Raw genomic sequence first — 23528 nt, forward strand, 5'->3', positions numbered from 1 at the left:
GCCGGCTGTCGTCGATCACGATCACGGGCTACTGGTCACCGGGCTGCCGGAGCGGTAGGCAGGTATCCGCAACCGGAGAATCCGGCGATCGGACAGGAGCAGCACGTGCAGCATGCCTTCGTCTTCAATGAGGTTGCCGTTCTCGTACGGCACTGGTTCGAGATCGATCTCACCGACAGCCACATGGAGCACGGCGCGCGCGTCGAGGTTCGCCTGTTGGCCCCCCAACCCCGCCGTGGCTCCGAGTCGGCTGCCCAGGTGATCGTGGTCGATCAGCCGGTGTGGCGGGCGGACCTGTTCGATCGTCTCGACGGCAGCCCAGGCGCGTTCGAGGCGGCGCACTTTCACCCGCACTTCGTGGGCGTCGAGCCGTGTGAGCGGCACTGGGACAAGGCAGTCAAGGCCGCGCCGTGGGAGTGGCTGCAGACCCGTCTGTCCGATGTCGCCGACATCGTTGCCTCGGCCGGCATGCAGCTTCGTGACCCGGCCACCGAGAACGAGCAGGTCAGGGCCGATGCAGGTTTGATCGTCTCCGCCGCGCAGAGCCGTGCGCCGATGCTGTGCCGGTCCAAGCAGCAGTGCCATGACTGGACTCGGGACGCCGAGGTCGCTGTGCACAGCATGCTGGGTTCTCTGGGGCGCCCCGATCTCCTCGACCGGGATCGGGTGTCGCCCTGGATTCCGGTAGGAGCGTGAGGGACGACCTTCGCCCGCGGATCGAATGAGGGGTGGACGCCCTGGCTGCGGTTCGCGGATGGATCTGATCCCGGATCCGCGGCCTGGCTTTGAGGTGGATCCTCGCTGCTCGTGATCTTGGCGATCCGCTGTCGGTAGGTCTGAAGGCAGGTGTGATCGGCCGGTCTGTCCGGGGTCGGGCAGGCCCTTGAGCCCGTCGCAGGCCACGATGTCACGCCGTCACGAGTACGCCCGCGCAGCAGTGCTGTGCGTTGGGCGGGTCAGCCGTGCTTGATCAGGTCGTTGACGGCCTGGGTGTCTTTGTAGAAGGCGTTCGCGCCGTGGATCTTGCCGTCGCGCACCGTGTAGTGCTCCACGATCTCCATCGGCAGTCGGCGCCCGCTCTTGCGGGAGGTGAACACGGCGCTAAGCCGCATCTCCACTACCTCGCCGGCTTCGACGATGGTGTAGTCCCGCACAGTCATCTCTGCCAGCGTGTTGATCTCACAGTCCAGTCGGACGAACCCGTCGGGTCCTCGCCACTCGCCTGACCAGGGCAGGGTGTCCGCTTCCCGCCAGACCGCGTCCGCATCGATCATGTCCAGGGCCTCGGTCCGGTCACCGGCTTGCATGCGGGTGACGAACTCTTGCAGCGTCGCCACGTCGTTGTTGGCGGCTGCGGTGACGGCGGTGAAGTAGTGGCTGTTGTCGAGATCGGCGAGCAGGCCGGGCTGAGCGGGTTCCCAGCCGAGGGCCTGGCGGGTGACGAGGTTGGACGCCGGCAGGTTCAGCGTGACCAGATTGGTGAGGGGCCCAAAGTATGCCGGCAGCATCAGCACGTCCACGGGAACACTCACGGCGGGCAGGCCCAGACGGGTGCCGATAGCCTCGGCGATATCGCGGAACGGGATTCCCCCGTCCCCGATTGCGTGCCAGTATTTGCCGGCCGGGCCCTTCTCCAGTGCCAGGCGGAATAAGGAGGCGGCGTCGCGGGCGTGCACCGCGTTCCACAGGTTCGCGCCGTCTGCGGGGTAGCCGACGAAGCCCTTCTCCTTGGCGAGCGCGATCAGCAGCGGGAGGAAGCCGGCACTATCGGTGGTGCTGTGCATGATGGTGGCGATCCGCACGATCGAGGACCGCACTCCCTGGTCGGCGAGGCCGACCACGGCCCTTTCCACGACGTTGCGGGCCCGCAGGGTGCCCTTGTGTTCATCGCCGCTGGGAAGGGCCGGGTCCTCTTCGGTGGCCGCTCGGCCCAGGTGGTGGCCGGGCGAGCCGATGCTCCCGGCCGCGACCAGTGGCTTTCCGGTTCCGGCGAGTGCCTCGCCGTAGGCGAGCATGACCGGGAGCTCCGCGGCGGCCACGGCGTCCATCCCGCCGGAGGGAAGCAGGTCCTGCCGGTGCGCGACGTGGATGACACCGTCGGAGTCCGCTGCCGCCTCCTTGAGCCCGTCGAGATCCGCGAGGCTGCCGCGTCGCACCTTCGCGCCGAGCGTGGACAGCGCCGCCGCGGAAGCGTCCGACCGGGCCAGGCCGGTGACCTCGTGCCCGGCGGCGATGAGTTCGGGGATGATGTGCGCACCGGAATGGCCGGTCCCGCCAGTGACGAAAACGCGCATGCTGCTGCTCCCTGTTCGATCTGACTGTCGTCGATGGTCTGCCGGGGTGCCGCCGCCGAATCGCGGCGGCGGCTCACTCGGCAATCCGGCTGGACGACTGCGGCTCAGCCGGGAAATTCGGTGACGCCGAGGGCGAAGTCCCAGTTACCGACCCCGTGGCGGGCGAGGCCCATGGTGACCAAGCCCGCCCCCTCCAGCCAGTGCGCCATCTTCAGGTCGCCGACGTCCAGCGGGCGCAGCCCGAGACTCTCGATGAATGCCGTCACCCCCGCTTTGGCCTGCGCATCGTCGCCGGCGAGGAAGACGTTGGGCCGGCCCTTCTCCAGGACATGACGGAAGATGGTGTTGAACGCCTTCACCACGCTGGCGCCGGCCGGGGCTACCTTGGCGGCTTCCTGCGCGATCGAGGTTTCCCCGCTGTGGGCCAGTCCGTCGGCCGTGGCGTTGAAGGGGTTGCTGATGTCGACGATGACCTTGCCCGCGAGGGCGTCTCCGTATTCGGCGATGACCGGAACGACACCGTCGGCCAGCAGGGCTGTGATGACGATGTCACCGGCCGGGACAGCGCCCCACTTGCCCGTCGTCGCGCCGCCGAGAGCCTTCGCCAGGTCGTCGGCCTTGGACTGATCGCGTCCCATGACCTCGACGGTGTTGCCGCCCGCCACCGCGAGCGTGCCGATGGCACGGGCCATGTTTCCCGTACCGATGAGGGTGATGTTGCTCATGAGGTGTGCTCGTTCCTGTTCTCGAGGTGTCGGTTGTCTCGTTCGTGCCGGGCCGGCCTCAGGCCGTCGGCCGCGATATTTTTGGGCCAGCTGACGCGCCTTTCTCGGCCCCCATTCGTCTTCCGCCGGTGAATTAGGATGCGTGAACCTGCCGCCATTCACAAAAGAGGACATCAGCTCAGGAAAATGGGACGAGGGCATCCCGAGATCGATATTTTTCCTTGGCGCGCAGTTCTCAGGGTTGCATGCCGACAAGAGGCGCGAGGTGACCTTGCATCTCGACGGCGGTCGGCAGCGGACGCCACCAGATGGTCACTTCGGCGATCTTGCCGTCCGCGTCGAGCAGGAAATAGTCCACCCGTCAACCTCCGTGTCTTCGATCTGCAGCCGGAAGAATGCGGCGTGATGGGTCTCGCCGCTGAGGACTTCCTTATAGGTGAGGTCCGCCGCCACTGTGGAGACGCCCTGGACGGCTTCCGTTACGGCCTCGCGGCCGGTGAGCGGCTCATCGCTGAGTGGGCTGGTCAGCACCACGTTCTCGGCGAGGACACGAGCGAGAGCGTCTGTGTCGGCGCCGCGGTGCATGCAGTCGACGAAGGACTCGACGGTGGCGCGGTGCTCGGCGAACGCGGTCATGGCTACTCCTCGTCGTGTTTGCCCGCGTGGCGTTCCTGGCGTGGTTCAGATGGCGGTGGTGCCGCCGTCGGTGACCAGTTCCAAGCCGTTGACGTAGCTGGAGTCGTCGGAGGCGAGGAACAGGGCGACGGTGGCGATTTCCTCGGGGCGGCCCATCTGTCCGCGGGGGATGAGGGACTCGAATTCGGCCTTGGTGGCCTCGTCGAACAGTTCTTCCTGTTTGGCGGTGGCAACCTGGCCGGGGGTCAAGACGTTGACCCGGATCTTGCGGTCGCGCAGTTCGTTGAGCCAGACGCGGGCCCACGCCTGCTGGACGGCTTTGCTTCCCGCGTAGAGGCTCCAGCCGGGGAAGGCGCCGAGGGAGGCGTTGGATCCGGTCATGAGGATCGAGCCGTTGTCGTTGATCAGCGGCAATGCCTTCTGCACGGTGAACAGGGTGCCGCGCGCGTTGAGCCAGAAGGTGCGGTGGAACTGTTCCTCGGTGATCTCGCCGAGCGCGGCGGGTTCGCCCATCCCGGCGCTGGCCCACAGCACGTCGATCGAACCCCTTTCCCGCTTGACGGTGTCGTACAGGCGGTCCAAGTCGTCCAGTTCAGCCGCGTCACCCTGGACCGCGGTGACATTGCGGCCGATCTGCTTGACGGCGTCATCCAGTGCTTCCTGTCGCCGGGCCTGGATGAAGACGTGCGCCCCTTCCTCGACGAACAGTCGGGCGCCGGCGAGTGCCATGCCGGTGGATCCTCCGGTGATCACCGCTACCTTGCCATCCAACTTTCCCACAATCACTCCGTTTGATTGAGAGGTGCTCGAACCGGTCCAGTTCGAGCGTTGCGTACACCGACTTGCGTGCTTCTACCCGGTCATTTTCAGCAGCTCTGCCGTCGACGCCGAAGAATGAGCCGATGGGCGACGTTTGATTCGCAACGTGCTCATTCCGGGATCAGGGCCTGCTCTCGAGTTCCGATGTCGAATTCAGGATGCCGCCGGCCCGAGTTGGTGTCCAAGACTTCTTTCCGCGATGGCGATACCCTGGAGGCATCGCCGGACCGGGAGGCTCGATGGATCTGGACCTGCGCAAGTTGCGCTACTTCGTCGCCGTGGCCGACAAGCTGCACTTCGGCCGTGCCGCCGACGAGCTGCACATCGCCCAACCGGTGCTCAGCCGGCAGATCCGCGCGCTGGAAAAGGATCTCGGCGCCCCGCTGTTCACCCGGGACAGCCACGGCGTGACGCTGACCGACGCCGGCCGGCAGCTACTGACCGACGCCGGCCCACTGCTGGCCTCCACCCACGCGGTCCGCCGCAGGGTGACCGTGGCCGCGCACGGCAGCCGGCGGCTCATGGTCGGCTTCCGGGCAGGCGTCGCGGTCACCCCGGCGGTACGCCAGTTCGCCACCCGACACCCCGACGTTGTCGTGGACATGCAGCGAATCGAATGGGACGACCAGGCCCCGATGCTGCTCGACGGCCGCATCGACGTCGGCTACGTACGGCCGCCCATCGACGAGACCGGCCTGCGCGTCGCCCCGCTCTACACCGAAACTCGGGTAGCAGTGCTGCCCGCCGGCCACCGACTGGCAGGCAAGGAACACATCACCGAGGCCGACCTGGCCGGCGAGCCACTGCTCTGGCCTGCCGACACGGGTCCACAGCCCACCAAGCGCCCGCACCCCAACGCCGGCTACCTGGTGCGCGGGGTCGACGAGACACTCGAGCATGTCGCGGCCGGCCGGGGCATCTCGTTCCTCGCCCGTTCGGCAACCGTGTTCTACACACACCCGGAAGTCGCCTACGTGCCCATCCCGGATCTGGCACCCGATCAGGTGTGCCTCGCAGTGGCGGCGTCACGCACCTCGCCGATGGTCGACGACTTCCTCGCCGCCGCTCACGCGACGGCCGAGATCACCGCAGAATGTGGCAACTACGAGATGTGGCAGCTTGGAGGTGGCGCCGTTCCGAGCCCGGTTGAGCGGCTCGACTGACCACGGCAGCGCCAGCGAGTACCTTGACCTTTCAGGCGCACCGCAACTCGTCACACCACTCCGTGGATTCAGGCTAATTGTCGGGCGATGACAACCGCGGTTCGGGTCGGATGTAGAGGAGCAAGCAGAAGAGAATCAGCGCCATGCCTACTACCGGAGCGAAGAGAGCAACGGCAGTCGCTGCTGCGAAGAGGGCCAGGGTCACCCAGGATCGCGTTCGAACGATGTGTCGCATGGCCGGATCACCGAGCTTCGGCCGGTCCAGTGCCTCCCAGTACAGGGCGAGATAGGTCGCGTCCACCAGGAAGAAGATGGCTGCATAGAGGCTGACGGGGGATGCCGCCAACCTGGAGTCGGCGACCCAGGCCGTGGAGAACGGCACGAGGGAGACCGTGAAGAGATGGGCGAAGTTCGCCCACACCAGCCGCGGTGTCGAGGTCTGCGCGAAGCCCATCAGGTGGTGATGGTTGGCCCACACGATCGCGATGAAGAGGTAGCTGACCGCGTAGCTGACCCCTGTCGGCCACAGCGGTAGGAGTGATGCGAAGGAGTGCTCCGCCGGCGGCCTCAGATCCAGTACGAGAACAGTGATGAGCACTGCGAACACCGCGTCCGAGAACAGGTGGAGCCGGTGCGGAGTGCTCGGTTTCTGAGTCATCCCCGGTCCCCTCCCTGCTCTCGAACGAGCCGCACGCGGCCCGAGCCCGAATACGGACGGCGTCATCGCCTCCGCAGCCGCGTTCTACGTGCCCGGGCGATGACCGATCTCCTGGAGCACCCAGGTGTTGCCGTCCGGGTCGGTGAAGTCGGCGAAGCTGGCATAGTTCCGGCGCTCGGGGTCGGGACCGGGGCGCCAGCCGCCCTTCCAGTCGTCGATCGGGGCCTTGTGCCGGAGGTCGCTGACGTCCACACCGCGTTCGCTGAGTTCGCGACGGGCCGTCTCGATGTCGGTGACGATCAGATAGGTGCTGCGTGTCGATCCCGGTGGGGCCTCGGTGAGTCCGGTGCCGATCTGGATCGAGCAGGCCGAGCCCGGGGGCGTCAGCTGCACGACACGGAAGTCGGTGCTCGGGTGATAGTCGACGTCGAGGGTGAAGCCGACCTTCTCGACGTAGAAGGCGGCAGCCCGGTCGACGTCGCTCACGGGCAGGGTGACGACTTCGAGGTGGTACTCCATCAGCTGAACACCTCGTCGGTGGTGAGGTCGCGGTCGACGCCGTGCGCGACGACGGACTGGCCGGGCTCGAGCCGGAGCGGTGACCCGTCGAGGTGCACCTCGACCTTGTCCGGCTCGAACGAGACCATCCCCGAAATGCGTGTGACCCCGGGCCACGCGTCCAGGTAGGACCAGGCCGCACCATGTGCGTCGCCGATGTCGTAGTAGCTGGCCAGGCCCTTGTACGGGCAGAACGTCTGGCCCGCTGCGGGAGTGAGCGCCGATTCGTCGACGTCGGCGCGCGGGACGTACCAGCGGGGCGCGAAGCCGGACTCATACAGGGCCAGGGGGTGGCTGGTGTCGGCGACGACGCGGTCGCCGTGGCGGACGAGGAGGTGCCGGCTGGTCCGGCGGATGTCGATGCGGTGGTAGCTGTCGGCGGCGTGACCGACGATGCGCTCGTCCTCCTCGTAGAAGGCGTCCATGGCCCTCCACGCGAACGCGACCCGGTCTTGTAGATCGCGCGCGTGGGCAGGGAGTTCCGTGTGCTGCCATGCGGCGCGCGGCTTGCTCTGCCCACCGGCCTCGACGGTGTACCAGGTCGTCGCCCCGAGATCCGCGTGCCGGGTGGTGTGCGTACTGGGCTGAAGCACGCCATCGGTGATGTCGCCGAGCGGAAAGTAGGCCACCGGGTAGCGGCCGGGCTCGTGCAACAGCACGACGTCTTCGCTGTCGGCCACCCAAGCGCCACCGAACCGGACGCGCATACGGCGGCGCAGCGGCTCGGCGAACAACAGCCGCTCGGGCAGCGGATCGGGCACGAGGAACCGGCCGATCGCGCCCGGGGCGAGCGGTCCTTGCTGCCAGGACAGACCCATCGTTTCCCTTTCCGGAGTGCCCGCGGGTGCGGAGGTGTCAGGTCAGTGGCTCGCCGCCGTCGATGTGCAGCGTCTGGCCGGTGAGGAAGGGACTGGTCAGTGCGAACAGGACGCCGTTCGCGATGTCGTCGACGGTCCCGATGTGCTGGACGGGGTTCCGCGCGCTGATGTCGGCGAAGTAGCTCGCCTTGCACTGCTCGCCGAAGTCGTCCCAGGCGCCGGTGTCGATCACGCCGGGGGAGATGGCGTTGACGCGGATCGGGGCCAGTTCCAGGGCCAAGGAGCGGGCCAGCACGTCGGCGGCGCCGTTGGTGATGGCGACACCCATCGTCCCGACCGCGATCTTCGACGCGGCGACGCCCGAGAAGAGCACGATCGATCCGTCTGCCGGCATCAGGGGTGCCAGGTGCTTGACCAGCATGAGCGGGCCGATCACCTTCGTGTCGAACGAGCGCCGGATCGCGTCGCGGTCCAGGTCGGCGAGGAGGCCGCGGGCGCGGGCGGAGGCGGTGGACACCACGTGGCCGATGGCTCCGAGCCGTTCGCCGAGAGCGGCGATGGAGGGCTCGTCGGTGAGGTCGACGGACTCGGCGGAGATGCCGGGCTCTCCGGCGTAGGCGGCGACCAGGCCGTCCCGGTTGCGGCCGGCGGCGATGACGCGCGCTCCGGCGTCCCGGGCGGCGATCGTGACAGCGCGAGCGATCCCGCTGCCGCGCCCGATGACGAGCACGGTCTGGTCGTGCAAGGGCCCGGTCATGACGGCGTCCTTTCCGCAGGTAGGCGTACAGCGACCGCACGACGGTGACGGACAGTTGCCATCTGTGCTCCCTTCCCCGTTTCGGCCGAGCCGTGCGCCCGGCTGCTGGCGTCGGACAGGAAGCTTGTGACCGCCCGGGCCGGGTTCGTATCCCCTGGTTGCTGGTCGTCATGGGTAGTGGGCCCGCCGCGCGGATAACGTGGCTCCCGTGCAGCTGCCCGGAAGCTCGCCGATGTGGCGGTGCACCCCGGAACTGGCCGGCCGTCACACCGAGCGCCAGGTGCTCGACCGGCTGGTGGAGGCTGTCCGCGCTGGTGAAAGCCGAGCCCTGGTGATGCACGGCGAGCCGGGCGTCGGCAAGACGGCCCTGCTGGACTACCTGGCCGGGCACGCATCCGGCTGCAGGGTGGTGCGCGCCGCCGGCGTCCAGTCGGAGATGGAACTGGCGTTCGCCGGGATGCACCAGTTGTGCGCGCCGATGCTGGATCGGCCGCAGGCGCTGCCGCTGCCGCAGCGAGATGCACTGCGGACCGCATTCGGCATGAACGCCGGCCCGGCCCCGGACCGGTTCCTGATCGGTCTGGCTGCACTGAGCCTGCTGTCCCATGTCGCCGAGGAGCAGCCGCTGGTGTGCCTGGTCGATGACGAGCAATGGCTCGACCACGCATCGGCGCAGGTCCTGGCGTTCGTCGCCCGCCGGCTGGGGGCGGAGTCGGTGGGCTTCGTGTTCGCGGCCAGGGCGCCGGGCGGGGCACTGGCGGGGTTGCCGGAGCTGGCGGTCCGGGGTCTTCGGGAAGCTGATGCCCGCGCGCTGCTCGATTCGGTGCTGACCGGGCCGATCGACGGGCGGGTGCGGGACCAGATCGTCGCCGAGACGCGGGGCAACCCGCTGGCGCTGCTGGAGCTGCCGCAGGGCTTGACCGTGGCGGAACTGGCCGGCGGGTTCGGGCTCCCCGGTGCGGTACCGCTCGAAGGCAGCATCGAGGAAAGCTTCCGACGGCGCGTCAGCGCGCTTCCGGACCGGACCCGCCGATTGCTGCTGCTTGCGGCGGCGGACCCGACCGGCGACCCGGCGCTCGTGTGGCGGGCCGTCGGCCTGCTCGGGATCGGTGCCGACGCAGCGGCCCCCGCGGCGGACGCCGGTCTGGCCGAGTTCGGCACGCGGGTGCGGTTCCGTCACCCGCTGGCCCGCTCGGCGGCCTACCAGTCGGCCTCGACGCAGGACAGGCAACAGGCGCATGGCGCCTTGGCGGAGGTCACGGATCCGCAGCTCGATCCTGACCGGCGTGCCTGGCACCGGGCGCAGGCATCGCCAGGTCCGGACGAGGACATCGCGGTCGAGCTCGAACGCTCGGCCGGACGGGCGCAGGCGCGCGGCGGCCTGGCCGCGTCAGCCGCATTCCTGAGGCAGGCTGCGACGCTGACACTCGACCCTGCGCAACGGGCCGGGCGGGCGCTGGCCGCCGCGCAGGCCAAGATGCAGGCGGGCGTCTTCGACGTGGCGCGGGACCTCCTGGCCATGGCCGAATCCGGGCCGCTCAGCGAGGTCCAGCAGGCGAGCGTCGACGTGATGAAGGCCCAGCTCGCGTTCGTCACCAGCCGGGGCAGTGAGGCTGCGGCGCTCCTGCTGAAGGCAGCCAAGCGGCTCGAGCCCATCGACGTGGATCTCTCCCGCGCGACCTATCTGGACGCGCTGCTCGCCGCTACCTTCGCCGGCCGGCTGGCCAACCCCGGCGCTGACGTCGTAGAGGTGGCCCGCGCGGCCGGCGCGGCACCTCCGCCGCTGCGTGACCCGCGTGCCCCCGATCTCCTTCTCGACGGAACGGCGGCGGCCCTTCATGCGGAGTACGCGGCGGGCGTCCCGATACTGCGAAGGGCTCTGACCCGGTTCGGTGCCGGTATGTCCGTCGACGAGGAGCTGCGCCGGATGTTTCTGGCGTGCATCACGGCCATGCGGATATGGGACGACCATCGCTGTGACGTCCTCTCCGCCCGGTACGTCCAGCTCGCGCGCGAGACCGGCACCCTCAGCGAGCTTCCGCTCGCCCTCACCGCGCGCACGTTCACGCTCCTGCTCGCCGGCGATCTGACCTCCGCGGCGTCGCTGACGGACGAACTGCAGGCGGTCACCGAAGCGACCGGAAGTGGCCTCGCGTCCTACGGCGCACTGGGACTCGCCGCGTTGCGCGGCGACGAAGCCTGGGCATCAGCGCTGGTCGAGGCCACGATCGAGGACGTGACCAGGCGCGGGGAGGGCATCGGGATCACCTTCGCCGAGTGGGCGAACGCCATGCTGAGCAACGGCCTCGGCCACTACGACAAGGCGGCGGCCGCGGGTCGGCGTGCCACCGCGTACGACAAGGAGCCTGCCGCGCTGTGCTGGTCCTTGGTCGAGCTGACTGAGGCCGCCGCACGATGCGGGATGACGGAGACCGCCTCCGAGGCCTGCCGCCGGCTCACCGAGATGACCAGTGCCAGTGGCACGGATTGGGCGCTGGGGGCTCAGGCGCGGTCGCACGCGCTGCTGAGCGAGGGCGACGCAGCCGAGCGCCTGTACCGCGAGTCGATCGCCCGGTTCGGCAAGACCCGGCTGCGTGTCGATCGCGCCCGCGCTCACCTCCTGTACGGGGAATGGTTGCGCCGGGAGCGTCGCCGTGGCGAGGCGCGCGAGCAACTGCGCACGGCCCTCGGCATGCTCGAGGGAATGGGCGTGGGCGCGTTCGCCGAGCGGGCCAGGCGTGAACTTCGGGCCACCGGCGAGACCGCCCAGAAACGCACGCTGATCGAGGGGCACGAGGAACTCACGGCCCAGGAGGCCCAGATCGCCCGACTGGCGCGCGACGGGCTGTCGAACCCGGAGATCGGCACCCGCCTGTTCATCAGCGCACACACCGTCCAGTACCACTTGCGCAAGGTGTTCGCGAAGCTCGGTATCACCTCGCGCAGCCAGCTCGACCGCGTTCTGCCGGGGAGCCCGGCCACCGTTCAGCGATCCCGCTAGGTGGCGGCGGAGCTCGACTTCCCCGGTCCGTTCCGGCGGGGCCGCGCGTCGAGATACCGGTTCAGCGCCGCTGCCGCGGCCAGCATCGCTCGCGACCGGGCATTCAGAGCCTGCCGGCGATCGGCCAACGCACGAGTGACCTGGGCGGGGTCAGGAGTATCCCGCAGCTCGTCGAGCAGCAACCGGATGTCGGCGATCGCATGACCGGCCCGTCGGAGCTGGCCGATGAGGTGAGCATCGCGCACATCGCCGGCGACATAAACCCGGTGACCCTGGTGGTCGCGGCAAGGCTGCAACAGCCCGTCTCGTTCCCAGCGGCGCAACGTCGCCGGCTGCAGACCCAGCTGATGGGCCAGCGGCCCGATCGAGACCGGGGCACCGTCCCACGACTGGACGGTGATGTCTCTCAGGGTGGTCTCGACCGCATCGACGATCCCGCGCGCCGAGACGAGCGCGGCATGGCTTCGATCGATCAGGTCGAGCGCGTCGTCGAGCCGGTCTGCGTTGACGGCGACCATGATCGCGCGGGCAGCGGGGTGCCCGTGACCGGGGACCAGGGCCACGAAGGCCTCCAGGGCGAGCGCGTGGCGCTCGGAGTAGCGCCGGTACCCCGACGCGGTTCGCGCGGCCGGCGGCAGCAGACCTGCGTCCTCATAGTTGCGCACCGCTTGAGTCGACAGCCCGTGTGTCCGCGCCAGATCGATCGGCCGCATCAGCCTGTCTTTCCATCCGATTGAAGGTTTCTCGGCGCTCACCTGCGAATGGCGCTTCCGAAGTTTCAATCGATTGTTCAACGATACGGTTGAGCTGGTCAAACGCGGTAATCGACAGATCGGAAGGCCCCCGCATGACCAGCGGCATCCCCACCCCTGTGATCAGCGCCGACAGCACCGACCATCGGACGCTCAGCGCCGCCATCGCGGCCGAGATCGCCCACCTGCCGCACCGGCCACGACTGCTCGGGTTCGGAGAGCCCATGCACAGCGAGGACGAGTTCCCCCGTCTCCGGAACGCCGTCTTCGCCGCTCTCGTCGAGCAGGCAGGCTTCACGTCGATCGCACTCGAAACCAGCGCCTGGCACGGTCGCATCGTCGACGCCTACATCAGAGGGGGCGACGGCGTCGAGGACGACATCATGGCCGCCGGCTTCACCCACGGATTCGGCGAATTTCCCGCCAATCGAATGCTGATCCGTTGGATGCGCGAGCAGAACCGACTCCGCCCGAAGGCCGCGCACCTACGGTTCGCGGGTTTCGATGCTCCCACCGAGATGACCGAAGCACCCAGCCCGCGCGCGGCGCTCCGGGTGCTGCACGACTTCCTGCGAACTCGCGCCGGCAGCGAAATCGACCTTCCACCATGGGACACCATCGACCTGCTGCTCGGCCCCGACGAGCCCTGGATCGAACCAGCCGCAGCGATGGAACCCGCCCGCTCGATCGGCACCGACTCCCGGGTCCCTGCCCTGCGCGTGATCACCGACGACCTGCGCTGGACCCTCGCCGGCGAGATCCCTCGCCTGCGCCGTGAGACCGGCCCCGACGACATCGAGGACGCCCTCCTCGCGGGCCGCACCGCCGCAGGCCTGCTCGCCTATCACAAGGCCATGGCGCGAGACACCGACCACCGCTGGCAACGCCTCGCCGCCATCCGCGACACGATGATGGCCGAGAACCTCCAATCGATCGCCGACCGCGGTCCGACCCTCGTGTCCGCCCACAACGAGCACCTGCGAGCCGGAACCAGCTCGATGTCGTTCGGCCCGATCACACTGCGATGGCAAACCGCCGGCGCACACCTCGCCGACCGCCTCGGCGACGACTACCGCGTGATCGCCTGCGCGCTGGGCGAAGCCACCCATCACGACATCCCGGAGCCGGCGTCGGACACCATCGAAGGCGCCCTTCACCACGGCCTGCCGCCCGGGAACCATCTCCTGTCCGCGCCGGAGCTACAGGCTCTCCAACAGCGGCGCACGACACGCAGCACCCCGAACTTCCGGTACATCCCGATCGACGACACCTTCCTCGGTCAGGTCGATCAGGTCCTGTTCCTGCGCAGCATCACGCCCGCGGGTCGGGCTCCGCGGGCCGCTGTCGAAGAGTCGCCGTCGCCGCGGCGATGACGGCACCGCCGATCATCAGGGCGGACGGGCCGAGCTGGTGTGCAGTCAGCTCGGAGAAGACGAGCGGCGCCGCGAAGCCCACGTAGGTGAGTGTGTAGAAGAACGCGTTGACCGCGGCACGGTCGTCGGGGTGGGCAAGGTCCTCGACCCGCCTGAGGCCCGACACCAGGAGCAGCCCGTACGCACCGCCGAGCGTGATCGCGATCGGCGCGATCAGCCACACGATGTGGACCTCGAACGCTGCTGCCGCGATCAGGAGGCCGACGGCGGTCAGGACTAGTCCCGTGCGGCGGGCTCGGCCAGGGCGTTGTCGTTCCATGTGTTTGGCCAGGGGTTGGATCGCGACACCGGCCCCGAGGGTCAGCCCCGCCGCGGTGCCGCTGACCATCACGCCGTAGCCAGGGATGGTGAGGATGCTCGGGGCGATCGCGAAGGCGGTGCTTGCAGTGCCGAACACCCAGGGGGCCGTGGCCGGGGTGGTGCGCAGGAACGCGGGGGAGAGCAGGGTGGCGCGGATCTCGGCGCGGCGGCTGGACGCTCGGGTCCGAGTCACCCCGGGCTCGTCCGGAACGTTCCACACCGCCAGCAGCGCGATCACTGTGAGGACGACGTGTACCGAGTAGGGCGTGAGCTCCGGCAGCGGCGCCCACTGGGCGATCAGACCGGTGACCAGCGGCCCGAAGCCGAAGCCGATCGAGAGGGCGATGGTGGAGCGCCGCGCGCCGGCGCCCGGCCCGTCCTGGTGGGAGAGTTCGGCGATCCACGCACTGCCGGGAGCGAGGGCGGCACCGGAGGCGACGCCGGAGACGAATCGTCCCGCCAGCAGTAGCCAGGAGCTCTCCGAGCCGGCGGCCAGCAGCAGCGTTCCGACGCCGGCGAGCACCACGGCGAGTCGCAGCGGCAGGCGTCTGTCCACGCGATCGGCGAGGGCCGCTCCGGCCAGCAGAGCCGGAATCAGTCCGAGCGCGTAGGTGGCGAACGCCAGCGAGACGAACGTATCGGGCAGGTGTGAGGCGCTGCGGTAGACGAGCAGGAGCGAGGAGAACTGGTTCGCACCCCAGCCGACGGCGAGCATCGCGACCGCGACGCGCATCCACGGCGCCGGCCGGCCCGGACCTGATCTCATGGCGGCCAGCTTAGTAACACCATTCGGGGTTACTATCGTGACATGGCTCCTAGGACACGCGTCACCGCAGCCTTGCGGGCTCAACGGTTCGACGCGGGTTCGCTCGCGCTGAACCTCATGGCAACGGTCGGGCGCCGCGGTAGCCGACGGATCGAACGGCTCCCCGACACGGCGTCGCTGCGCTCGTGGTGTCAGACCTCCCGGCTCGCCCTGGACGAGGGCATCGACGAGCCTGAGCTTCTCGAGCGGATCCGTCACCTGCGGGAGCAGGCATACGCTCTGACGCGAGCCGTCGTCCGTGCCGAGGGAGTGGACGAGCGCGGCCTGGAGGCGATCAACGTGGTCGCGCGCTTCCCCACGCCCGCCCCGTGTCTCGTTGCTGTGGCCGGCACTGTCGAGTTCGCGCCGGCGCGTCTGTCCATCGAGGCCGTGCTGTCCGTCATCGCACGGGACCTGGCGCACGTGCTCGGCAGTCCGGAGCTTCGCGCCCGCCTCCATGAATGCCATTCCGAAGAATGCCGGATGATTTTCCTCGCGCCGGCCGGCCGAGAACAGCGGTGGTGCTCGAAGGCGCAATGCGGGAACCGCGCCAAAGTGGCTGCCCACCGCGCCCGAGCCGCCCAGATGCACCAGGATTCGCGGTAGGCGCGATGAATGCGGTGACGCCGTTCAGACCTGCGTGGCCGGCCAGGATCGAATGCTGTCGGCGACCGTGGGGTCCATCTCGTCGAGCAAGCCGACGATCTGGTCGTCGGAGAGCATCGGGCCGTGCAGCGTGGAGCTCATGAACTCCAACGCCGTGGCTCCGCACTCTTCCCAGAGATGCTTGGCAAGCACCTGCAGGCCGAACTCGAACCAGACATAGTTCGTGCCATCGGCGTCCGCCTCGGTTGCGGACTCGTGCATCCGGTGAAGGTCGGTGATCGGCCATCGAGCCGGCGACGTGTGCCAGATGACCTCGAACACTGTCTCCAGCGTCGGAAGGGACTCGGGCTCGCATTCGCAGATGTAGCCGTGCAGCCCCACGTTCGCGAAGAGCTCGACGAACCACAGGAGCCGCGGGGTGTTGCCCCAGTACGTCTCCGATCCCGGACCCCACTCGTCCAGCCACGCCGGGTTGTCCGCAAGGTGGGTGATCTCGTGGGCGACCACCAGGTCGGCGAACGCGCCGAGGTCCGGCGGCGTGCCGTAGACGTCGTGGAGCCGCGTCTGTGAGGCGTGGGAGAGGTCGGGCCAGACCGCGTTCGTCATCGTGGGCCAGATGTCGCTGGGTTCCTGACCCATGACGATTTGTCTGCGCGACGCGTGCGGCAGCCCGTACTGCGGAATCAGCGCGGTGCGATGCCAGTCCTGACGGCCCAGCACGTACAGCGGTGGCGTGGGCGGCATCTCGAGATAGGAGCTCAGCCACGTTATCGCCCGGTCGCATCGCGCCGCCACGGACCGCGCCCGGCCGGACCCACCCCTGCTCGAGAACACCGGAAATGGGAAGCCCTCGATGATTTCCAGGTCGGCGATCTCCATGTCCACCTCGCAACCCTGATCGGTCGGATACCGTTGACTGTCGAACGATCTTTCATGGCCGGTCGCGGGATTGCAACAGAATCACGATTTGCTGGGCAGGCATCGAATTTCCGCATGGTGACGGTGCTCATTCGGATATGTCGAGCGGTCCACCATCGTCGTACGGTGGAAGCTCATGGGCTCGGAAGAGCGAACACATGATTGATCCGCTGCTGGTGAGACCGAATGACGAACAGGTGCGCAAGTACCGGGATCTCGGGCTGTGGCGGGACGAGTCCCCGCCCTCCGACCTGCGGCGGTGGGCCCGCGAGACCCCGGACGCCATCGCCATCACCGCTCAGCGGGGCGACTCCGGGATCGTGCACCTGACATACGCCGAGTACGCCGAGCAGGTGGAGCGGTTCGCCGCTGTCCTCCGCGAGCTCGGTGTCGGACCGGGCCAGGCGGTCGCGATCCAGTTGCCCAACTGGTGGCAGGTCAATGCGCTCGTGCTGGGTTGTGCCCGCCTCGGCGCGACCGCGGCGACGATTGCTCCGTCCGTCCGGCCGCGCGAGCTGCAACGGATGCTGGCGCGGCTCGGCTCGCCGGTGTGCGTCACGGTCGACCGCTGGGCGGGCTTCGACCATGCGGCCGCAGTGACCGAGGTCGCCCGCCAGCTTCCGCAACTGCGTCACCAGGTCGTCCTCGGCGAACACGTCGGCAACGGCCAGGTCGACCTGGAGAGGTTGCTCGAGCAGCGCTCGTCCGCTGCCAGCGATGGCGACGTCGACACCAGCGCCGAGGACCCCGACAGCGTCGGCATCGTGCTGTTCACCTCCGGCACCACGGGTAAGCCGAAGGGCGTTCTGCTCACGCACAACCAGTGGTACGCGGGGCTGTCGCAGACGGCTCTTCGCGACGGTGTCACCTCCGCCGACGTGACGTTCACACCGCACGTGCTGACCCACGCCGCCGGCCTGGCCTACGGCAACCTGTTGCCGTTGCAGACCGGGGGCCGGGCGGTCATGACCGACTCCTGGCAGAACGAGTCGGGCACGTCGCTGGTCGAGGAGGTCGGCGTGACCTACTTCTGCGGACATCCCGGCTACGTGTCCGCCCTGGTCTCCGAGGCGAACAAGCGGAACACCCGGCTTCCTGCGCTGCGAGTCGTCGTTGCTGGTGGGGGCTCGATCCCGGTGAAGCTCGGGACGGACGTCCACGACGCCTTCGGGGTCGTCATGCAGGGTGGATGGGCGATGACCGAGGTGGCGGCCGCGATCCGGACGGACCCGGAGCTGGACCCACCGGACTGGTCCGCGCACAGTGACGGACGGCCGAGCGCCGCTCTGGAGATCGACCTGCGCGGCGCCGGAGACGTGATCTCCCGTGAGCGGCCCGCCGAGCTCTTCGTTCGCGGCGCGGGAGTCGCGCTGGCCACCATCGACCGGGAGATCGGCGAGGTCGTCGTGCTCGGCGAGCACGACGAGGGCTGGTACGACACCGGCGATCTGGCGGTGCCCGACGGCCGCGGTGGGATCCGGGTGGTCGGACGTGCCGTGGACCGGATCGGTGTCGGCTGGATGATCCCGGCGGCCGACGTGGAGGACGCGCTGCGGGGTCACCCCGACATCGACGACGCCGCGCTGGTCGGTTATGGCGAGAACAGCGACAAGCCGTGCGCGGTCGTCGTGGCCCGTGGCGCGCTGACCATCGACCAGGTCCGCGACTACCTGGATGCGATCACCATGACCGAGTGGTACCAGCCCACCCGTCTCGAGCAGGTGCGCGCGCTGCCCCGCACCAGCACCGGGAAGGTGCAGAAGGAACTGCTGCGCCGATGGCTGCGCGGCGAGGCCGAGCTCCCGCCGACGTGAGGCGGTGGGCTCGTCAGCGTTGGGTGTTGGTCCGCAGCATCCGTTCGGAGACGGCCATCCAGGCTGCGAGCGCGAGGACGCCGCCCTCGAACGCCACGAGGTCGTCGTCCCACGTTCCCGGTGAACGATGCGCGTCCGGCGTGAGCAGGAGAAGACCCCCGAGCAGGTTGAGCAGGCCCCACAGTCCGTTGACCGCCGGTCCGGAGCGGCGGCCGGCGAGCGGGGTGAGGTGCCGGCGGCGGGTGATCGCAGTGGCGAGGTGTGGGGCGCTGTTGCCCACCAGCACGCCGGCGAGGAAGGACCGAACTCGTGATCCGCTCATCGGAGTCACGCTAGTGAGCACCACCGGGTGGTGGCCATCGGTCACGTGGCGAATGCCGGTGTGACGGACGGCCGGTCCCGCCTCTCGCGAAGGAGGCGGAGACCGGCCGATGCCGGGGCTACTTGTCGTAGACGAACAGTCCGTTGGCGACGGGCCGCTCGCCGGCGGAGTCGGACGGATGGTTGAGGACGGTCAGGTGCGTGGAGCCGGGCAGTTGTGCGGCCAGGGTGCTCGAACCGCCGCCGTCGAGCAGGAGCCCGCTGTCCGCGCCGTGCGCGACGAGGTACTCGGCCGCCTCTGCAGGGGTGACGCCGATGGACGAACCCTGCCTGCCGTCGATCACCACCATGATGAGCCGGCGCCCGCCGTCGCTGACGCCGACCATGGTCTCGGGGTTGCGGCCGCTGGGGGGTGCACCAGTCGGATCGTGGTAGACGGCGCCGTTCCGCACCAGCACGGTCGCCCCGCCGATCAGGGCGTCGACGCCCTTGCGCGAGAGGCTGCCGGTGAGCGTGATCCGTGCTCCGGTGGTGGCGTGCTGGGTGAGCCAGTCCGCACCGGCGCCCCCACCGAGCAAGGCGATCTGGTCGGAGGACAGGTCAGGCACGGATGTCGCGGCGGGGACCACCTTGTCGATCACCGCAGCCTTGGTGCCGTTGCGGTGGGCGATGACGAGCGTGCCTGCCGGGATCGTCGCAACGGCACCGAGGCCGGAGGTGATCTCGGTGATGCCGTCGATGGCCACGGGCTTCGCGAGCCTCTCGAGGTCGGACGTGATCGCCATGGAGTTGCCGGGCGCGGCGTCCTCGACGGTGTTGACCGACTCGATGGTCGCGGAGGCACCGCCGACCGTGATCCGGCCGGTGAAGTCGACCTCTCCGACCGAGGCGCGGTTGCCGACGATCGAGAGTTCCCCGGCGAACTTCCGACGCGGTGTCTTGAGCAGCACCCCGTCCCGGACCACGCCGCCGAGCGGGGCCCCCGAGGCGTGGATCGCGAAGAAGTCACCGTTGATGCCGGCGACGGCGTCGGTGCGCTCGCCCATCGACGTGGGCCGCTCGTCGGGCGGATCGACGATGCGGTCGTGTGACTCCACAGTGTCGACCCGCACCGAACCGAGACCCAGGTCGACCTCGAGCACCTGTGTGTGTTCTGGCCCGTCGGCGGTCACGTACGTCTCGGAGTGCTCGGTGACGCCGGGAGCGATCTCCACCGGCCGCGTCGCGGAGGCGGACGAGACGACCGGCCAGCCCTGGGGGATCGGGGGAGCGGGAGCGGAGGGTTCTGCAGCCACGGCGGCTGAGATCGACGCGGTCAGCGCCGAAGCGCTGACGACAACGACCACGAAAAGGGAGCGTAAATGCACGTAGTCTCCTGTCGGGCGAAACGATGCGGCCCCGTAAAGCTCGCAGCGGGATCACTCGACTGAGTGTTAAAAGATCAAACATTGAGCGAAGCAAGGAAGACGACGAGGTGCTCGTCAGGAGAACTTCAGGTCCTCCGATCGCAGCGGGGATTGGTCGGCCGGTGGCGGTGACGCGGTTCTGACGAGCCGTGTCGGGGCTTGTGTGTTCGGAATCCGATATGGAGTCGGGCGCTCACGACGAAACCTACGGACGCCTGACGGCACGACGGATGATTCGCCCGGGGCGGGTCCGGTAGCCTGCCGGATGATCATCATTTGCGCCGAGCCGACCTGACCGGAGGACCGCAACCGTGACCGCGTCCGGATCCGCCCACGAGCGCCCCAGCCCCTCGTCCCGGTGGGCCCAGCCCGTACCGCGGCGGACGGACGAGAACCTCAAGCTCGTCCACCGCAAGATCGACCGGAACCTGAAGTCCGGCGGGCCGCTCGTGGACAACACGCCCCGTGTCGACCCGCGGTCGGACCGCCCCATCCTGCCCGGCGCGCCGACCCTGATGGCACGTGTGGTGCAGCTCGCGGGCGCCAATGCCGGCGTCGACGTTCCGGCGGGAGCAGCACCCGCGCCCGCCGAGGCATCCCCGCGGACCGCGGTGGCGGACGCTGCGGCGGGGGCACCCGACGACGAGGACGACTTCCTCGCCCGGGCGCGCGAGGAGCGCATGGCCAAGCAGTGGGAGGACGTCACCGCCCGGCTCTGCCGCGACTTCGCCCCCGGCGGCGGCGCCGAGGTGGAGGCCGTCCTCGAGCACATCGCGCACCAGCGCCGAGTCCTGGACTCGGCCACCGTGCGCGACTACCTGCCGGTTCTGGTGGAGCGGGCCGTGCGCCGCCTGCTCGATCCCAACGAAGCGGCGCGCGGCTGACCCCGTTCCGCCGCCTCAGGAATTGCGGTCGCTGGGCGCGGCTGCCGCGAGCCGGGCGCTCATCTCCTCGAGGAACGTGCCGGTCGCCGTGCCGATGATGCCCAGGCACCGCACGAGGTGCGCGTGGACCTCGGTCGGGTCGCTCACGAGCAGCTCGACCGAGGCGCTCACGTTGTCGAGCGCCGGGTTGAGGTAGACCTTCGCGACCTTCGTGGAGCGCGACGCGGTGGAAGCCGCGACCGCCGCCTCCTCGACCTCGGTCTTGTTCGAGAGCGGGAAGAAGTTCGGGAAGAGCAGGTGGAAGTAGTGCTCGTCCTGCGTCTCCATGATGAAGTGGTGGCGGCCCTCTTCCCGGAAATGGATGTCGCCCTCGTCGTCGACCTTCGGCCGGAACCCCTGTTCAGCGAGGAACTCGACGTGCAAGTCCCGGATTTTCTCCCAGCTCATGATTTCCCCCGATACCAGCTCGCCGCGTTGACCCGTTGATCATAAAGACGGCGTCTGCGCGCACTAGCCGCCGGGCCCGGGGTCACGCGTTCGGAGCCCGCCCGCCCTCATCCAACTGCGCGGTGATCAATGTGAAGTCCACGTTCGTCTCGAAGTGCTCCTGGTACTGAGCCAGCACGTCCTCGACGGGATCTCCCTGCGAACGCGCGAGGTTCTCGAAACCTGCGGCTGCGGCTTGGGCCAGGAAGAGGGCCGTGATCTCGACGGTGCGGTGCCCGTGTTCCTTGGCGAGGGCCTGAAGGAGCCCGACGACCGCGTTGCCGGAGCCTTCGAGCATGTTCTCGTGCTCGGCCACGACCAGCCGGATGGCCCCCATGGCCGTGTTGACGGCGGCGTTGATCCCCTCGTGTCTCACGCCTCGGACGGTAGGGCACGACACGACGAACCGCCCAGGCTTCCCCTCCAGGGCTGCGATGCGCGCGATGACGAAAGCAGCATCAGAGGGTTCTGGCCAGCGGGTCCCAGTCCTCGGGCAGCGCGGGCGTGGGTTCCACCGTGCTCGCGATCTCGACCGGCGTACCGCGGTCTGCTGCCTCGCTGGTGGAGATCATCACGTCCAGCACGTGGAACGCCAGCTCGCCCGACGCGCGCTCGGCCCGGCCGGCGCGGATCGCACGTGCCAACTCGACCACCCCCGTGCCCCGCGTCGAGGTCCACTCGCCCTGAGCCACGGTGGTCGCCTCCCCGCCGCTGCGGTGAATCACCACATCGCCGGTGAAGGTGTTGGGATCGGGCACGGCCAGCGTGCCGTCCACCCCGGCGACCTCGAACTGCTTGCGGCGCAGCATGGAGTCGAAGGTGAACATGCTCTGCGCGGTCTGCCCGGCGGCGAACTCGTAGATCGCGCTCACGTGCGTCGGGACGGTGACCGGGAACTGCTGACCGGCACGCGGTCCGGAGCCGATGATGCGCACGGCCTTCGCCTGCGACCTGACGGCCATCACGCGCGAGATCGGTCCGAACAGCTGGACGAGCGTGGTGAGGTAGTACGGCCCGATGTCGAAGAGCGGTCCGGCGCCGTCGAGGTACAGGAAGTCCGGGTTGGGATGCCACGACTCCGGTCCGGGGCCCTGCAGCAGGGTCAGCGCGGTGAGCGGCTTGCCGATCTCCCCGGCCTCGATCAGCCGCCGCGATGTCTGGATGCCCGGGCCGAGGAACGTGTCCGGGGCCGTCCCGACGCGCAGGCCCACGCCGTGCGCTGCGTCGAGAAGTTCCCGGCCGCTCTTCCTGTCGAGGGCGATCGGCTTCTCGTTCCAGACGTGCTTGCCGGCCGCCAGCGCGCGGAGCGCGACCTCGACGTGGGCCCGGGGGATCGTGAGGTTCACGACGATCTCGATCCCGTCGTGGGCCAGCAACTCACCCACCGACCCGCTTCCCGCCACGCCGAACTCGGCCGCCCGTTCGTGGGCGCGGGCCTCGTCGATGTCGGCGACGAAGAGCACGTCGAGGTCCGGGAACGCTGTCAGGTTCCGCAGGTACTGGGAGCTGATCACCCCGGCGCCGATGACCCCGACGCCGACGGTGCCGCCACCCCTCATACCAGTCCCTCGGCGGCGAGCCAGGCATAGCTGTCGGCGACGGCCCGGAACCGGTCGTCCCGGGAGTCGTCGAGCTCGATGACGCGCAGGGCGTGCGGGGTCGCGTCGATGATCTCCCGGATCGGCATTCCGCCGTGGCCGACCGCAACCTGATCCTTGACGTCGGTGGTGGCCGGACCGTCCTTGAGGTGCACCGCTCCGACGCGATCACCCAACCGACGCAGAAGGGCCACCGGGTCCTGACCGGCGACCGCCGCCCAGTACGTGTCGACCTCCAGCATCACGCCGTCGTCGAGGTTCTCCGCGAACACCTCCAGGGCGGTCCGACCGTCGAGGACGATCTCGAGCTCCTGGGCATGGTTGTGGTAGCCGACGCGCACGCCGTGGCGTGCGGCCACGACGGCGGCGGCGTTGAGATCAGCGGCGACCTGCTCGACGTCGGCCACGCTGCCCCACCGTCCACGGTCGACACGGGGGTCGATGACCGTGCCGATGCCCATGGCGGCCGCGGCCGCGAAGACGGGCTCGGCGTCCTCACCGATGAAGCGCTGGTGGGTGGTCGGCGCGGTGAGGCCCGCGTCGGCCATCGCGTGACCCAACGCCTCGCCATAGGTGGTGAAGGCGAACGGCTCGACCTGGGTGAACCCCAGCGCGGCGATGCGGTGCAGGGTGCCGGCCAGGTCTGCGTCGAGCATCTCCCGGACGGTGTAGAGCTGAACCGACAGCGGCGCGACGGTCACGCTTGCGCGGGTCACGGCATCGTCTCCTCGGTCGAGGCGCGTTGCTGGCCGAACCGGCCGACTCGTCGATGATCG

At 69.1% G+C, this 23528-nt stretch carries 25 protein-coding genes; 7 read left to right on the plus strand and 18 right to left on the minus strand.

Features of this window, described 5'->3' with window-relative positions; all coding sequences use genetic code 11:
- Positions 1-21: 21 nt before the first annotated feature.
- Positions 22-183 (minus strand): hypothetical protein, encoded by a 162-nt coding sequence (locus ACQPZQ_RS18520; RefSeq protein WP_433297402.1) that lies wholly within the window; start codon positions 181-183, stop codon positions 22-24.
- Here ACQPZQ_RS18520 and ACQPZQ_RS18525 point away from each other — a divergent pair, their 5' ends adjacent.
- A complete protein-coding gene (locus ACQPZQ_RS18525) occupies positions 184-696 on the plus strand; it encodes a hypothetical protein (RefSeq protein ID WP_433297404.1) in 513 nt (170 codons plus the stop codon).
- 260 nt (positions 697-956) lie between these two features.
- Here the strand turns inward: ACQPZQ_RS18525 and ACQPZQ_RS18530 are convergent, their stop codons facing one another.
- The 4 genes from ACQPZQ_RS18530 to ACQPZQ_RS18545 form a co-directional block, all read right to left on the minus strand.
- Complete coding sequence (locus ACQPZQ_RS18530; RefSeq protein ID WP_433297406.1) at positions 957-2294, minus strand: NAD-dependent epimerase/dehydratase family protein; 1338 nt, start codon at positions 2292-2294, stop codon at positions 957-959.
- A gap of 104 nt (positions 2295-2398) precedes the next feature.
- Complete coding sequence (locus ACQPZQ_RS18535) at positions 2399-3019, minus strand: NADPH-dependent F420 reductase (protein WP_433297408.1); 621 nt, start codon at positions 3017-3019, stop codon at positions 2399-2401.
- Between the two features lie 312 nt (positions 3020-3331).
- Positions 3332-3655 carry a nuclear transport factor 2 family protein gene (locus ACQPZQ_RS18540; protein ID WP_433297410.1) on the minus strand — a complete coding sequence of 108 codons (324 nt, stop codon included), beginning with the start codon at positions 3653-3655 and terminating at the stop codon, positions 3332-3334.
- A gap of 45 nt (positions 3656-3700) precedes the next feature.
- Positions 3701-4435: an SDR family NAD(P)-dependent oxidoreductase gene (locus tag ACQPZQ_RS18545; RefSeq protein WP_433297412.1), complete on the minus strand. Its 735-nt coding sequence runs from the start codon at positions 4433-4435 to the stop codon at positions 3701-3703.
- A gap of 278 nt (positions 4436-4713) precedes the next feature.
- Here ACQPZQ_RS18545 and ACQPZQ_RS18550 point away from each other — a divergent pair, with 278 nt between their 5' ends.
- Positions 4714-5637, plus strand: a complete 924-nt coding sequence (locus ACQPZQ_RS18550) for a LysR family transcriptional regulator (RefSeq protein WP_433297414.1) — start codon at positions 4714-4716, stop codon at positions 5635-5637.
- Between the two features lie 73 nt (positions 5638-5710).
- Here the strand turns inward: ACQPZQ_RS18550 and ACQPZQ_RS18555 are convergent, their stop codons facing one another.
- From ACQPZQ_RS18555 to ACQPZQ_RS18570, 4 genes are all read right to left on the minus strand, one after another.
- Positions 5711-6295 carry a TMEM175 family protein gene (locus tag ACQPZQ_RS18555; protein ID WP_433297416.1) on the minus strand — a complete coding sequence of 195 codons (585 nt, stop codon included), beginning with the start codon at positions 6293-6295 and terminating at the stop codon, positions 5711-5713.
- A gap of 84 nt (positions 6296-6379) precedes the next feature.
- Complete coding sequence (locus tag ACQPZQ_RS18560; RefSeq protein ID WP_433297418.1) at positions 6380-6814, minus strand: VOC family protein; 435 nt, start codon at positions 6812-6814, stop codon at positions 6380-6382.
- Positions 6814-7671 carry a DUF427 domain-containing protein gene (locus ACQPZQ_RS18565; protein ID WP_433297420.1) on the minus strand — a complete coding sequence of 286 codons (858 nt, stop codon included), beginning with the start codon at positions 7669-7671 and terminating at the stop codon, positions 6814-6816. Before ACQPZQ_RS18565 ends, ACQPZQ_RS18560 begins: the two co-directional genes overlap by 1 nt.
- Before the next feature lie 37 nt (positions 7672-7708).
- Positions 7709-8428: an SDR family oxidoreductase gene (locus tag ACQPZQ_RS18570; RefSeq protein WP_433297422.1), complete on the minus strand. Its 720-nt coding sequence runs from the start codon at positions 8426-8428 to the stop codon at positions 7709-7711.
- Between the two features lie 208 nt (positions 8429-8636).
- Here ACQPZQ_RS18570 and ACQPZQ_RS18575 point away from each other — a divergent pair, with 208 nt between their 5' ends.
- Positions 8637-11429: an ATP-binding protein gene (locus ACQPZQ_RS18575; protein WP_433297424.1), complete on the plus strand. Its 2793-nt coding sequence runs from the start codon at positions 8637-8639 to the stop codon at positions 11427-11429.
- Here ACQPZQ_RS18575 and ACQPZQ_RS18580 read toward each other — a convergent pair.
- Positions 11426-12142 (minus strand): MerR family DNA-binding transcriptional regulator, encoded by a 717-nt coding sequence (locus tag ACQPZQ_RS18580; protein ID WP_433299279.1) that lies wholly within the window; start codon positions 12140-12142, stop codon positions 11426-11428. The two genes, ACQPZQ_RS18575 and ACQPZQ_RS18580, sit on opposite strands and share 4 nt — an antisense overlap.
- Before the next feature lie 134 nt (positions 12143-12276).
- On the opposite strand from ACQPZQ_RS18580, the gene ACQPZQ_RS18585 reads away from it, so the two are divergent.
- Positions 12277-13554, plus strand: coding sequence for an erythromycin esterase family protein (locus ACQPZQ_RS18585; RefSeq protein ID WP_433297426.1), 1278 nt, complete (start codon positions 12277-12279; stop codon positions 13552-13554).
- Here ACQPZQ_RS18585 and ACQPZQ_RS18590 read toward each other — a convergent pair.
- Complete coding sequence (locus tag ACQPZQ_RS18590; protein ID WP_433297428.1) at positions 13493-14680, minus strand: MFS transporter; 1188 nt, start codon at positions 14678-14680, stop codon at positions 13493-13495. The two genes, ACQPZQ_RS18585 and ACQPZQ_RS18590, sit on opposite strands and share 62 nt — an antisense overlap.
- 42 nt (positions 14681-14722) lie before the next feature.
- On the opposite strand from ACQPZQ_RS18590, the gene ACQPZQ_RS18595 reads away from it, so the two are divergent.
- Positions 14723-15325, plus strand: coding sequence for a CGNR zinc finger domain-containing protein (locus ACQPZQ_RS18595; protein ID WP_433297430.1), 603 nt, complete (start codon positions 14723-14725; stop codon positions 15323-15325).
- Positions 15326-15349: 24 nt separating this feature from the next.
- Here ACQPZQ_RS18595 and ACQPZQ_RS18600 read toward each other — a convergent pair whose 3' ends face one another.
- Positions 15350-16210, minus strand: a complete 861-nt coding sequence (locus ACQPZQ_RS18600) for a hypothetical protein (RefSeq protein ID WP_433297432.1) — start codon at positions 16208-16210, stop codon at positions 15350-15352.
- 191 nt (positions 16211-16401) lie between these two features.
- Here ACQPZQ_RS18600 and ACQPZQ_RS18605 point away from each other — a divergent pair, with 191 nt between their 5' ends.
- Positions 16402-18057 (plus strand): AMP-binding protein, encoded by a 1656-nt coding sequence (locus tag ACQPZQ_RS18605; RefSeq protein ID WP_433297434.1) that lies wholly within the window; start codon positions 16402-16404, stop codon positions 18055-18057.
- A gap of 13 nt (positions 18058-18070) precedes the next feature.
- On the opposite strand, the gene ACQPZQ_RS18610 is transcribed toward ACQPZQ_RS18605, so the two are convergent.
- Together ACQPZQ_RS18610 and ACQPZQ_RS18615 are read right to left on the minus strand one after the other, a co-directional pair.
- Positions 18071-18379, minus strand: coding sequence for a hypothetical protein (locus ACQPZQ_RS18610; RefSeq protein WP_433297436.1), 309 nt, complete (start codon positions 18377-18379; stop codon positions 18071-18073).
- 118 nt (positions 18380-18497) lie between these two features.
- Entirely contained in the window at positions 18498-19724 is a 1227-nt protein-coding gene (locus ACQPZQ_RS18615) for a phosphodiester glycosidase family protein (RefSeq protein WP_433297438.1), read from the minus strand.
- 371 nt (positions 19725-20095) lie between these two features.
- On the opposite strand from ACQPZQ_RS18615, the gene ACQPZQ_RS18620 reads away from it, so the two are divergent.
- Positions 20096-20668 carry a three-helix bundle dimerization domain-containing protein gene (locus ACQPZQ_RS18620; protein ID WP_433297440.1) on the plus strand — a complete coding sequence of 191 codons (573 nt, stop codon included), beginning with the start codon at positions 20096-20098 and terminating at the stop codon, positions 20666-20668.
- 15 nt (positions 20669-20683) lie between these two features.
- Here the strand turns inward: ACQPZQ_RS18620 and ACQPZQ_RS18625 are convergent, their stop codons facing one another.
- The 4 genes from ACQPZQ_RS18625 to ACQPZQ_RS18640 all read right to left on the minus strand — a co-directional run bounded on the left by ACQPZQ_RS18625 (position 20684) and on the right by ACQPZQ_RS18640 (position 23468).
- Positions 20684-21115, minus strand: coding sequence for a hypothetical protein (locus ACQPZQ_RS18625; protein WP_433297442.1), 432 nt, complete (start codon positions 21113-21115; stop codon positions 20684-20686).
- A gap of 82 nt (positions 21116-21197) precedes the next feature.
- The gene (locus ACQPZQ_RS18630) at positions 21198-21530 is read right to left on the minus strand and encodes a hypothetical protein (protein ID WP_433297444.1); all 333 of its coding nucleotides are present in this window, start codon (positions 21528-21530) and stop codon (positions 21198-21200) included.
- 82 nt (positions 21531-21612) lie between these two features.
- A complete protein-coding gene (locus tag ACQPZQ_RS18635) occupies positions 21613-22713 on the minus strand; it encodes a Gfo/Idh/MocA family protein (RefSeq protein ID WP_433297446.1) in 1101 nt (366 codons plus the stop codon).
- Positions 22710-23468, minus strand: a complete 759-nt coding sequence (locus ACQPZQ_RS18640; RefSeq protein WP_433297448.1) for a sugar phosphate isomerase/epimerase family protein — start codon at positions 23466-23468, stop codon at positions 22710-22712. Before ACQPZQ_RS18640 ends, ACQPZQ_RS18635 begins: the two co-directional genes overlap by 4 nt.
- Between the last annotated feature and the right edge of the window lie 60 nt (positions 23469-23528).

This window comes from Pseudonocardia sp. CA-142604, assembly GCF_050948475.1.
GTDB classification, from domain to species: domain Bacteria; phylum Actinomycetota; class Actinomycetes; order Mycobacteriales; family Pseudonocardiaceae; genus Pseudonocardia; species Pseudonocardia alaniniphila.